13 protein-coding genes are annotated in these 11,981 nt (G+C 59.4%); 5 read left to right on the forward strand and 8 right to left on the reverse strand.

Annotated features, from left to right (window positions below; translation table 11 throughout):
* Nucleotides 1-20 precede the first annotated feature (20 nt).
* From I6L44_RS18665 to I6L44_RS18685, 5 genes are all read left to right on the forward strand, one after another.
* Nucleotides 21-353 carry a Dabb family protein gene (locus I6L44_RS18665; protein WP_216952755.1) on the forward strand — a complete coding sequence of 111 codons (333 nt, stop codon included), beginning with the start codon at nt 21-23 and terminating at the stop codon, nt 351-353.
* Nucleotides 350-937 carry a nucleotidyltransferase domain-containing protein gene (locus I6L44_RS18670; protein WP_216952756.1) on the forward strand — a complete coding sequence of 196 codons (588 nt, stop codon included), beginning with the start codon at nt 350-352 and terminating at the stop codon, nt 935-937. Before I6L44_RS18665 ends, I6L44_RS18670 begins: the two co-directional genes overlap by 4 nt.
* A 19-nt stretch (nt 938-956) precedes the next feature.
* The gene (locus I6L44_RS18675) at nt 957-1,790 is read left to right on the forward strand and encodes a carbon-nitrogen hydrolase family protein (protein ID WP_216952757.1); all 834 of its coding nucleotides are present in this window, start codon (nt 957-959) and stop codon (nt 1,788-1,790) included.
* Nucleotides 1,791-1,923: 133 nt separating this feature from the next.
* Nucleotides 1,924-3,372, forward strand: coding sequence for a metalloprotease TldD (gene tldD, locus I6L44_RS18680; protein ID WP_005348653.1), 1,449 nt, complete (start codon nt 1,924-1,926; stop codon nt 3,370-3,372).
* 32 nt (nt 3,373-3,404) lie between these two features.
* On the forward strand, nt 3,405-4,268 hold the full coding sequence (locus I6L44_RS18685; RefSeq protein WP_108588468.1) for an SIS domain-containing protein: 864 nt from the start codon (nt 3,405-3,407) through the stop codon (nt 4,266-4,268).
* 68 nt (nt 4,269-4,336) lie between these two features.
* On the opposite strand, the gene I6L44_RS18690 is transcribed toward I6L44_RS18685, so the two are convergent.
* From I6L44_RS18690 to I6L44_RS18725, 8 genes are all read right to left on the reverse strand, one after another.
* Nucleotides 4,337-4,972 carry a DUF2057 family protein gene (locus I6L44_RS18690; protein ID WP_254204240.1) on the reverse strand — a complete coding sequence of 212 codons (636 nt, stop codon included), beginning with the start codon at nt 4,970-4,972 and terminating at the stop codon, nt 4,337-4,339.
* 41 nt (nt 4,973-5,013) lie between these two features.
* On the reverse strand, nt 5,014-6,087 hold the full coding sequence (locus tag I6L44_RS18695) for a porin (RefSeq protein WP_216952758.1): 1,074 nt from the start codon (nt 6,085-6,087) through the stop codon (nt 5,014-5,016).
* Between the two features lie 102 nt (nt 6,088-6,189).
* Complete coding sequence (murP, locus tag I6L44_RS18700; RefSeq protein ID WP_041234056.1) at nt 6,190-7,644, reverse strand: PTS N-acetylmuramic acid transporter subunit IIBC; 1,455 nt, start codon at nt 7,642-7,644, stop codon at nt 6,190-6,192.
* A 96-nt stretch (nt 7,645-7,740) separates the two neighbouring features.
* Entirely contained in the window at nt 7,741-8,637 is an 897-nt protein-coding gene (gene murQ / locus I6L44_RS18705; protein ID WP_216952759.1) for an N-acetylmuramic acid 6-phosphate etherase, read from the reverse strand.
* 262 nt (nt 8,638-8,899) lie between these two features.
* Nucleotides 8,900-9,103, reverse strand: a complete 204-nt coding sequence (locus I6L44_RS18710) for a hypothetical protein (RefSeq protein WP_041209699.1) — start codon at nt 9,101-9,103, stop codon at nt 8,900-8,902.
* Nucleotides 9,104-9,284: 181 nt separating this feature from the next.
* The gene (locus I6L44_RS18715; protein ID WP_216952760.1) at nt 9,285-9,488 is read right to left on the reverse strand and encodes a hypothetical protein; all 204 of its coding nucleotides are present in this window, start codon (nt 9,486-9,488) and stop codon (nt 9,285-9,287) included.
* Between the two features lie 159 nt (nt 9,489-9,647).
* On the reverse strand, nt 9,648-10,370 hold the full coding sequence (locus I6L44_RS18720) for a MarC family NAAT transporter (RefSeq protein WP_151287145.1): 723 nt from the start codon (nt 10,368-10,370) through the stop codon (nt 9,648-9,650).
* A gap of 144 nt (nt 10,371-10,514) precedes the next feature.
* Nucleotides 10,515-11,834, reverse strand: a complete 1,320-nt coding sequence (locus tag I6L44_RS18725) for an MFS transporter (protein ID WP_151287144.1) — start codon at nt 11,832-11,834, stop codon at nt 10,515-10,517.
* Nucleotides 11,835-11,981 lie beyond the last annotated feature (147 nt).

Here is an 11,981-nt window from a genome sequence, read left to right on the forward strand (position 1 = left end):
ACCATCACAAGGAGTGAGCCATGATCCGACATATCCTGCTGATCGCCTTCAAGCCGGACACCCAGCCTGCCCGGATAGATGCGGTGCGTACCGCCTTTCTCGCCATTCCCCATCAGGTCAGCGGCGTGACCGCCGTGGAGTGGGGGGAGAATGACAGCCCGGAGGGGAGGGATGATGGCTTTACCCACAGCGTGCTGATGACCTTCGCCGACGAAGCGGCCCGCCAGCGCTATCTGCCCCATCCTGATCACGATGCCCTCAAGGCCATCTTTCGCCCGGTGCTGGCGCGCATCATAGTGCTGGATTACACCCTGCAGGCGGGGGATCGGGTTGTGTCAGAGGGGCCGTTATGATGGTGGATGAGCACTGGGCTGCCATCCCGCCACTGCAGCGCGCACTGCTGGAATCGGTTATGAAACATGGCGCAGCTCATCCTGCGATTGATGCCGGGGTAGTGGTTGGGTCGCTCGCCAAGGGCAAGGCAGACCGGGTATCCGATGTCGATCTCTTGCTGCTGGCCGAGCCGGGCTTCCATAAGCAGGGAGACGAACTGGTGCGCACCATTGTGGGGGGGCGGCCCATCTTTCACTGCTGGCAAGGAAGACATGAAGAGGTCTGTTCATACTGGCGCTTCATATTCCTCGACATGTCCAGCATCGAGATCCATATCCTTGATCGGGGGGCTGAGTTCCCCCTTGCCAAACCTTACTTGCCACTGTTCGATAAAACTTCCTCCCTTGGTGCGCTTGAGGTCTCTGACCCTGCCCCAAGCCATTGGGACTTTCCTGCCTATATGGCCGAAGGAGATGGTCTGGTTTGGGAGTTGTTCGATTGCCTCAAATGGGCGGAGCGGGGGCAGCGGGGATTGGTCCGGCATCATCTTCGCAAGCTGCTGGCCGAGATGGATAAAGACCCGAATATTGTGGATCGCGATTAATACGGACAAGGAGAACGTCATGTGGTTAGCCGCAATACAGCTGGTATCTGGCCGTCGCTGGCAGGATAACCGGGAGCAGATCGCCACCGAGTTGGCCATGCTGCCCAAAGAGCGGCCGCTGCTGGTGCTGCTGCCGGAAAACTTTGGCCTGTTTGGCGAACGGCAGGGTTATCTGGATGGCGCCGAGGCAATCGGTTCCGACCCCAGTGCCGCTCTGAGCGGAGCAACGCCTATTCAGCAACAACTGGCCGAATGGGCCCGCGATTATGGCATCTGGCTGGTGGCCGGGGCCATGCCGACCACCATCGCAGGTTCCGACCATATCCACACCAGCTCGCTGGTGTTTGACCCAAGCGGTGAGCTCAGGGGCCACTACCACAAGATCCACCTGTTCGACGTGGATGTGGCGGATAATCACGGCCGCTATCGGGAGTCGGAGACCTTCAGCCCGGGGGAGGTGCCTGTGCTGGTGGATACCCCCTTTGGTCCCCTCGGCCTCTCGATCTGTTATGATCTGCGCTTTCCCGAGCTCTATCGTCAGTTGGCCCGTGCTGGTGCCCGCGTGCTGCTGGTGCCTGCCGCCTTTACCGCCGTGACCGGCGAGGCGCACTGGGAGCCGCTGCTGCGGGCTCGCGCCATCGAAAACCAGTGCTACGTAGTCGCTGCTAACCAAGGCGGCACTCACGAGACAGGGCGCCAGACCTGGGGCCACAGCATGGTGATCGATCCCTGGGGTCGGGTGCTGGCGAGCAAAGAGTCCGGGCGCGGCACAGTGCTGGCGAAGATGGAGCCCGGGCTTATCGACGAATTGCATCGCACCATGCCAGTGCTGCAACACGCCCGTTTGCTCTGATGGTGTGGTGAAAAATTGAAACGCAGCCGTCTGCCCGTGCTGGAGCATACCCGTTTGTTGTGATGGTGTGGCTTGTCGCCAACCCGTTGGCAAGACGATTTAAAACAGCTCGTTACGAGAGTGGAGAAGAAGATTGAGTCTATTGAGCCAGGTTAGTGCCTCCCTGTTGGCCCCGAACGATCTCGACGAAGGGCGCCTGCAGCAGCTGCTCGGCAGCCTGATGAGCCATCAGGTGGAGTTCGGCGATCTCTATTTCCAGCGCAGCTGGCACGAGTCCTGGATGCTGGAAGATGGCATCGTCAAGGATGGCAGCTACAACATCGATCAGGGTGTGGGGGTGCGCGCCGTCAGCGGCGAGAAGACCGGCTTTGCCTACTCGGACGAGCTGAGCCTGCTGGCGCTGCAACAGTCGGTGACTGCCGCTCGCGGCATCGCCGCAGCCGGTGCTCACGGCAAGGTGAAGGCGTGGGCCCGCACCGAAGCGAACCTGCTCTATCCGGCCATGGATCCGCTGCAGACCCTCGACAAGCATCAGAAGATTGCCCTGCTGGAGCAGATGGACAAGTTCGCCAGGAGTCTGGATCCCGCCATCAATCAGGTGATGGCCTCCATCAGCGGCGTCTACGAAGAGGTGCTGGTGGCCGCGACCGACGGCACCCTGGCCGCCGATGTGCGTCCGCTGGTGCGTCTGTCGGTGACTGTGATCGCCGAGAAGGGCGATCGCCGCGAGCGTGGCAGTGCCGGTGGCGGCGGGCGCTTTGGTTACGACTGGTTCCTCGAACTGGATGGGCTGGAGAGCCGCGCCTTTGGCTATGTGCGTGAGGCAGTGCGTCAGGCGCTGGTCAATCTGGAAGCCATCGACGCGCCAGCCGGTACCATGCCGGTGGTGCTGGGCTCCGGCTGGCCCGGCGTGCTGCTGCACGAGGCGGTAGGTCATGGTCTGGAGGGGGATTTCAACCGCAAGGGATCTTCCGCATTTGCTGGCCGCATCGGCGAGCAGGTGGCCTCCAAGCACTGTACCATCGTCGATGATGGCACCCTGCCGGGTCGCCGTGGTTCCGTCTCCATCGATGATGAGGGGACGCCGGGTGGCTACAACGTGCTGATCGAGAACGGTATCCTCAAGGGTTATCTGCAAGACAAGCAGAACGCTCGCCTGATGGGGGTACCGCTCACCGGCAACGGGCGCCGCGAATCCTATGCTGCCATGCCGATGCCGCGCATGACCAACACCTACATGCTGGCAGGTCAGTATGATCCGGCCGAGATCATCGCCTCGGTGAAGAAGGGCATTTATGCCCCCAACTTCGGTGGCGGCCAGGTGGACATCACCTCCGGCAAGTTTGTCTTCTCTGCCTCCGAGGCCTACCTCATCGAGGATGGCAAGATCACCGCTCCCATCAAGGGCGCTACCCTGATCGGCAACGGCCCCGAGGCGATGAGCCAGGTCTCCATGGTGGGCAGCGATCTTGCGCTGGATCGCGGGGTTGGCATCTGCGGCAAGGAGGGGCAGAGCGTGCCGGTCGGTGTCGGCCAGCCCACCCTCAAACTGGACCAGCTCACCGTGGGTGGCACCCAGTAAGCCTCGACGCAGAACAAGAACAGAGAGAAACCATGCTTACCCTGTCGAAAATATCCAATATCAGGAGCCAGCTCTCCCCCAGCGAGCTCAAGATTGCCGATTACATCCTCTCCTGTCCGGAACAGGTGACCCACTTCTCCTCTCAGGAGCTGGCCCAGCAGGCGGAGGTGAGCCAGTCGAGCATAGTGAAGTTCACCCAGAAGATCGGGTTCAAGGGCTTCACCGCCTTCAAGCTGGCGGTCAGCGAGGATCTGGGGCGCAAGCATGCCATCAAGACCGACAATGTCGGTGATCTCTACAATGGCATCGGGCGAGACGATGATCTGGAGACCATGGCCAAGAAGCTGGCGCAGGAGAAGATCAATTCTATTATCGAGACCACTCAGGCTCTCGACAGTGCTCTGCTGAAGCAGGTACTCGACACCATAGATGGCGCCGGGCGGGTACAGCTGGTGGGGATTGGCGGTTCTGCACTGACCGCCAAGGATCTCTGGTACAAGTTGCTCAAGATTGGCGTAACTACCCTGTTTGCCCAGGATAGCCATGTGCAGATCTCCATCGCCCAGACCCTGGGACCGGGTGATGTGCAGCTGGTCATCTCCTATTCTGGCGCCAGCCGTGATGTGCTGGCGGCGGCCGAGCTGGCCAAGCGCAATGGTGCCACCCTGATTGCCGTGACTTCGTTCCGGCAAACCCAGTTGCGCCAGATGGCCGACATGGTGCTGGATACGGTGGCGGAGGAGAACGAACTGCGTATCTCTTCCATCTCCTCCCGTACCGCCCAGAACACCATTACCGACATCCTGTTCCTCGGCCTGGTGCAGCGCAGAGACGAGCGAGCCTGGGCCCTGATTGACGGTACCCGGGATGCCATCGACCGACTCAACAAGGAGTGAGGTCGGCTCTGCCTCTGCATCATCCGTACAACAAAAAACCACCTGAACAGGTGGTTTTTTGTTGTCTGCTAGAGGTCAAGGGCCCAGCGGATAAAGGCTTTACGCCGCTTGGCATCGGCCGCCAGATAGAGTTCCCGCAGGGTGGCATCCGCCTGCTCCGGCGTAAGTGCCGAAGCTGTATGAGCGGTAGTTGCGGCTTGTGTTGCGAAAATGGGGGCCGGACTCACTGTTGGCGTATGGCTTGCCAGCAGGGCCTGGTAATCGGTGCCCAGACTATCCTGGTTGCGTGGCAGGGCTTGTAGTGCCAGCGGTTGTGAGGTGCCCTTGTCGTCACTCAGCAGCAGGGCCGGGCTGGCGGCAAACTGGCGGATAGCCGAGGAGCTGGTCAGCACCGGGGTGGTCAGTTGCAGCGTCCCTTGTGATGGTGCTGTAAGGGTAACCAGCAGAGGAGCCGAGGTCACGCGTCCCTGGCTCTCGTTGGTGGAGCGAGGGTCACTTGGGCTGTCAAAGCGCACCAGCAGTCGGGACTCTCCCGCCGGGAGCTCAATGGTCCGGGTGAAGGCCGAGGGTTTGCCCTGTGGCGAAGCGAGCAGGGTGAGGGTATCGGCCAGCTCCAGTCGGGCTGCCGTGGCCGGTACGCTGAGCAGCAGGGCAAACAGGGGGGATAATAGTAGGGGAGAGAGCAGGGAGGATCGTGCCATCATAAGACTCCATGAAGGAGCCGGCCCGCAGGCCGGCAACCAGATCAGAATTCGTAGCGCAGGCCGAGGTGGTAGAAGCTCTCGCTGTTGCTGCTGCCACCAAAACTGGTGATGGTGCTACCAGCCAGACCATCTTCACCATTGCGGATCACATAGGCGCTGTAGAGGGAAGATCGCGGGGTGAGCTTGTATTGTAGCTCCAGCGTAGTATCGCGCAGTGCCATCTGGTCGCCACCCTCATTGACGAGGTGACGATAGCCTGCGCGGGCCGCCCACTTCTGGTTGATGTCATACACCGCGGTCAGTTCCCACACCTTGTCTTCACTGTCGGCACGGCCATCGCGATAGGTCACCTGATCCTTGCTATAGAGGGCGCCCAACATCAGAGGGCCGAGATAGTAGCGGGTACCGATCCCGGCGAAGCGATACTCATCGGCATTGGGATCGACCTTGCTGCCACTGCTCTGGGCGGCTTTGGTCTGCTGATACGCCACGACCGGAGCCAGTTTACCGGCATTGCCCAGATCGAAGGTGTAGCGCAGGGCGCCGTTGTAGCCGTAATCAAGATCCGAGGTGCCGTTACCAAGGATGTAGGCGAGCGAGAGATCCAGATTGCCGAGGGTGTTCTGGTACTGCAGGGTGCCATCCTGACGGAACACCTGCACGGCGGTGGAGTCCACCTTGCTGGCCTGACGAGCCATGGAGACATCAGAGGCGGCAAACACATCGCCAATATCGGTGAACATGATGAGGCCGGAAGAGACGCGCCCGCCGGTCACCTTGCCCCACTGGCCAGCGTCGATCCCTGCCCAGACGTAACGAGCTGTGAGGTCGCTGCTGTTCTTCTGTACGTTGTTGGCGTATTCGGCTGCATTAACCTGATATTGCGCCATGCCGATCACTGCGACATCGTCATTGACGGTCTGGCGGGCGGTAAAGCCGATACGGCCATCGAAGTCACCCTGATCATTGCCGCTCTTCTTGTCGGAAATATTGAAGCCAAGACGGCCGTAGAGGTCGACGTTGGAGCCATCGTCAGCCTGATAGATGACGGCCGCATGAGCAGAACCTGTGCCGAGCAGTGCGGGAAAAATCAGAGCAAGCATGGATTTTTTCATTTTTTATCGTTCCTGTACGGGCTCTGTGCCAGAGCCGGGATGAGTTTGGCCATGACCCCGATTGCTCGGGGCCAGACCTTGGCTAGAAATCCGGAGGAGTGATTAACTCAGATCGACGTTCTTGCAGCCGAACATCAGGGTGAAGAGGTAGCCGCCGAGGTAGGCGACGGCGAGGCCGACCGCATAGACCATCATGCCGGGGAAGATCCCCTGGGCGGAGGTCATCAGCGGCAGGGCGACGATACCGGATGGTCCAAAGACGGTGTTGAGGCCGACCGGCAGACCCAGCCAGGAGATCAGGCCAACCACGAAGCCCCCCAGCGAACCACCGCAGCAGGCCGTGATAAAGGGTTTGACCCGCGGCAGGGTGACGCCGTAGATGAGCGGCTCACCGACCCCCAGAATGCCCGGAATGATGGTGCCCTTCACCTGAGTGCGCAGTAGGGAATCCTTGCCTGCCCGGCTGTAGAGCGCCAGCGCAGCCCCTACCTGTCCGGCACCGGCCAGCGCCAGGATAGGAAACAGGGAGTTGAAGCCCTGGGCATCCATCAGCGCAAAGTAGACTGGAACGAATCCCTGGTGGATGCCGAACATCACCGAGATGAGGAACAGGCCAGCCAGAATAGCGGTACCGAACGGGTTGCCATTGAGGTTGATGAAGAGCCAGGACATGCCGTTATAGAGCTGCACGCCGAGGGGCATGATCAGGATAAAGGTGACGGCTCCCATGATCAGCAGGGTGATGCAGGAAGTGAGGATCATATCCAGACTGTCCGGCATGTAGCGGCGAACCTGGCGCTCAACTGAGGCGCCTATGATGCAGGCGATCAGCACGCCGATGATGTTGCCGCGGGGATCGATCTGATGGCCGAAGAAGTCGGTGATACCGGAGTAGATGCCGCTGCTGGCCTGAGGGTCATAACCCATGACAAACAGAGAGGCGATGATGGCACCGTTGACGCCGGAGCCACCAAACGCCTTCTGGGCGTTGTAGCCGATCAGTATGCTGAGGAAGCTGAACAATCCCTTGCTGAAGAGCTTCATGTAGCCGACAAATTCGGCCAGCATGCCCCCTGTCTGCTGTCCTTCCAGCAGCAGGGTTTGCTCGATCAGGGTGGCGCAGCCGAGCAGCAGACCCGCAGCGATAAAACCGGGGATCAGCGGTGTGAAAATGGTGGCAAACTTGGCCAGGAAGCGGTGCGCCGCACTGCTCTGTTTCTGCTTCAGCGCCTGTTTGTTGGCGGCGGCGATGTCGACAAGATCCGCTGATTGCGGGCGGGGGGCGGTGAGGATGCCCGCGTCCGCACTCAGCATGCCGTTCATCATTTCGCAGGCGGTCTGGGCCTTGCCCGGACCAAGCACTATCTGGAACTGGTTGTCGCTTTCAATCACCCCCATCACCCCGGCGATCCGTTTGATGGTATCGCGATCGGCATGCAGGCTGTCCGCCAGGCTCAGCCGCAAGCGGGTCATGCAGTGGCCACAGTTGGTGATGTTATCCCGGCCGCCGATGGCCTGGATGATCTGGCCAATCATGGAATCAGTTATTTTTGCCATAAAGAACCCGGTCAGTCTGATGTGAGGGGGCGGATGCCCCCGCTTATGTTGTTATCCTGTCGCCATTGCTGGCGCGGCCAATGTGCGGTCGGCCGATTAATCTGTGCATTTGCTGATAAAGCCGCCGCTGCTTTTCAGCCGCTCTCGTGCTTCGCTGGCGGAGATATTGGCCAGGATCATCACGATGGCGGTCTTGCAATGGTTATCTGCGGCAGCAAGAGCCTGCTCGGCCGTGCCACGATCACATTCGGTTGCTTCCATGACGATGCGCTTCTGGCGCTCCACCAGTTTGGCGTTGGTCGCCTCCACATCCACCATCAGATTGCCGTAGACCTTGCCGGTACGGATCATGGCGCCGGTCGAGAGCATATTGAGGATCAGCTTCTGGGCTGTGCCCGCTTTCATGCGGGAGGAGCCGGTCACAATCTCGGGGCCGACCACGGCGACCATGCTGATGTCGGCCGCTTTGGCGAGCGGGCTGCCCGGGTTGCAGCTGATGCTGCACACTGTGGCACCCAGGCTCTTGGCATATTGCATGGCGCCCAGCACATAGGGGGTTCGCCCGCTGGCTGCGATACCCACCAGCACGTCGTGGGCACTGAAGTGGATATTTTTAAGATCGTTGGCACCGAGTTCTGCATCGTCTTCGGCATTCTCCACCGCCTGCAGTATGGCCTTGTGGCCCCCGGCAATCAGGCCGATGACCAGCTCGGCAGAGACCCCGTAGGTGGGCGGGCATTCGCTGGCGTCCAGGATGCCGAGGCGCCCGGAGGTGCCAGCCCCGATGTAGATCAGGCGGCCGCCTTTGCCAAATGCGGCTGCAATAGCATCGACCGCCTTGGCGATCTCGGGCAGCAGTTGGCCTACAGCCACTGCAACGTGTTGATCTTCTTGATTGATGATCCGCAGCATATCCAGCGTCGGGAGCTGATCGATCTCGATGCTGGCTGGATTGCGGGTTTCGGTAATCATGCTTGATAGGTCAATGGTCATCGCTTCCTCTACTTCAGGTCGTCGCCATTCCCGGCGTAAATCATCTTTTTTGATGTTGGCCATCATGAACGATTTTTGATTTTTATTATGAGATCAGCATCGCATAATTAATTATTCCAGTTATTTTGTTTTTAAAGGAGATAAAATTCCATTAGAGGAGTATGGAGAGAAGAGGGGGTGACAGGGGGATTGGCTAGCCTGCTTGATGGGAATGCAACAAAAAGCCCCGGTCAGTAGGCCGGGGCTTGCAGAATCATCAGTGTTAATTGACCGAGATGGCGCGGGCGTCGATGAAGTAACGGGCTTTACCCTGTTTGTCGATCTGGATTTTGGCGAGCAGCCTCTCTTGCTGCCTGTGTTCCCACAGTTGTTCTATGTTGGCAAGAGCTGGATTGGCTATGCCGAGCACATTCAGGTATTCGTGAAACAGGCTATGACTGCCGATTTCGGTCAGCATCTTGGTCATATGGGCACTCTTCTGGAACAAGGGGGGCAGATACAAGATAGCCATGTCGAGCTGAATGAGTGCTGTACAAAAAACAAACAGAGCTTCTGGCAACAGCAGAGATAATGCGGGTCAGCGAGTGCGGGATCGCAGACAACAAAAAGCCCCGTTCGGTGGAGCGGGGCTGGCTGGTTATTCGGTATCAGTTGATGGATATTGCGCGAGCATCGATGAAGTAACGGGCATTGCCCTGTTTGTCGATCTGGATTTTGGCGACCAGCTGCTCCCGCTTTTTATATTCCCAGTGTTGCTCAATCTTGGCGAGGGATGGGCTCGCAATCCCAACCACGTTCAGGTACTCGTGAAACAGGCTATGGCTCCCTATTTCGGTCAGTATCTTCTCCATCTGCATACTCTCCTGAAGTTGAGTGGGTATTCATCAACAAACCTATCAGCGTCCGTCTGAATAAAGTCTGTATAAAAAACAAACTAACCCATTTTTGTGTCAATAACATGATCAGGAACAAGATCAGTGCAGATCGTCAGGGACTTTTTGATACCGTTTTCAATCAGGGCTGACGGGCTTTTGCGGCAACTGATCAAACGTGCCGGAAGCCTGCGGTAGCGCCGGTGCGGTTTGCACGGCCTGGCCGCCGTGGAAGACCGGATCCTGTGCCACTTCCTTGATGCCGTTGATGCAAAACTGCATACCCATGCAGACCAGCAGGAAGCCCATGATGCGTGTCATGGCATCGATGCCGGTGGCGCCAAGGATCTTGCAGACCGGATCCGCCAGCTTCAATACTCCCCAGCTGATCAGGCTCATCAGGGCAAACGCAGTGACCATGGCGCCATAGATGGTGAGGCGGTTGTACTCGTCAGGCAGCTCGGCAATCTGGGCTGCCCCGCTTATCACCAGCGCCATGGTGCCCGGCCCGCACATGCTGGGCATGGTGAGTGGTACGAAGGCAATGCTCTGGTTGATATCGACCCCGCTCTGCTGGCTGGGGGCGGGGAACAGCATGCGAAAGCCGATAAAGCCGATGATGAGCCCCCCGGCTAGGCGCAAACCCGGAATGGAGATACCGAACAGATCCAGAATCGAGGAGCCGATAAAGAAAGTGATGCAGAGGGTGCAGAACAGATAGATGGCCGCCATATTGACCTGACGTCGCACATGTTCGCGCGACATCCCCTTGCTCAGCCCCAGCAGCAGGGTGGCCGTGGTAGGCGGATTGACCATGGGCAGCAACGCCAGCAAAGCGAGAAATACGACCTGAAAGAACATGTTGAGCCTCGGATAGCAGGGATGAATGGGAATACCTTGATCCAGGTGGTCACCTGACTCAAGAGGGAGGCTATCTTATGCTGGCGAAACTGAACATAAGCAGTACAAAAAAGCCCCGGCAGATACCGGGGCTTGATGTTCGGTTCAGGCCGCTTGCGGCGCTTGCTGTTGCCGGATGGCCCGTTGCTGGAACCAGAGCCAGAGGCCGATGGCGAAACCCAGCACCGACAGGCTTACCACATAGTGGGAGGGGGCCAGCATGTCGCTCTTCATCCAGAGGGTCACCGCCATCGGGGTAAGGCCGCCGAAGATGGCGTAGGCCACGTTGTAGGAGAACGACAGACCTGAGAAGCGCACCACCGGCGGGAAGGCGTTGACCATCACGTAAGGCACGGCGCCGACAATCCCGACCGCAAAGCCCGCCAGCATGTAGAGCGGCACCAGCTGGCTCGTACCGGCCGCCAGACCGTGATAGAAGGCGTAGCTGGAGCCTGCCAGCAGCAGGGAGCCGAACATGAAGGTGAGACCGCTGCCCAGCAGGTCGATCAGTCGGCCATAGACGATGCAGCCGAGGGTCAGGGCAATGATCGCCAGCGAGTTGGCGGTCAGGGCGTCCGCCGGGCTGATGCCATAAACCTTCTGCAGATAGGTCGGGGTCATCAGGATCACCACCACGATACCGGCGGAGAGCAGCCAGGTGAGCAGCATGGAGACCACCACGCTGCTCTTGTGGTTGCGCAGCACCGACTTGAGGGGCAGCTCGTCAGCCAGGGTCTTGTTGGCCTTCATCTCGGCGAAAACCGGGGTCTCGTGCAACCAGCGACGCAGGTACATGGCGACGATGCCGAAGATACCGCCCAGCAGGAAGGGAACTCGCCAGCCCCAGTCACTCACTTCGGCCGGGGTCAGGCTCTTGTTGACCGCAGTGGCGATGAGGGAGCCGAGCAGGATGCCGGCCGTCAATCCCGCCGTGAGCGTGCCGCAGGCGACCCCGACCCGACGGGCAGGAACGTGCTCGGCGACAAATACCCAGGCGCCCGGCACTTCACCGCCGATGGCGGCGCCTTGCAGGATCCGCAATCCCAGCAGGGCGATGGGGGCGCCGATGCCGAGCACCGCATAGGTGGGCAGCAGACCGATCAACAGGGTCGGCAGCGCCATCATGATGATGCTGAGGGTGAACATCCGCTTGCGACCGATGAGATCGCCAAAGTGGGCCATGATGATGCCGCCAAGCGGGCGGGCCAGATAACCGGCGGCGAAGATGCCGAAGGTCTGGAACTGGCGCAGCCACTCGGGAATGTCGGCCGGGAAGAACAGCTCGCCGATGACCACGGCGAAGAAGACGAAGATGATGAAGTCGTAAAACTCCAGCGCGCCGCCGAGGGCAGCCAGGCTCAGAGTTTTGTAATCCTGTCGATTGAGGGGGCGGGCGTGATCGTGTTGTTGTGTGGTCGTGGTCATATCCGTATGTTTCCCATCGGTTTTTTTAGTTATTGTCACCCCGGACAAGGGGCATATACAGGTGATCGAGAGTATGCTGCCTGCCTCTTGTGTGTAAATCGCGCAATTCGCAACACTGTCTTGCATCTTTTTGGGGCAATCCGAGTG

This window comes from Aeromonas sp. FDAARGOS 1414 (genome assembly GCF_019047065.1).
Lineage (GTDB): Bacteria > Pseudomonadota > Gammaproteobacteria > Enterobacterales > Aeromonadaceae > Aeromonas > Aeromonas veronii_A.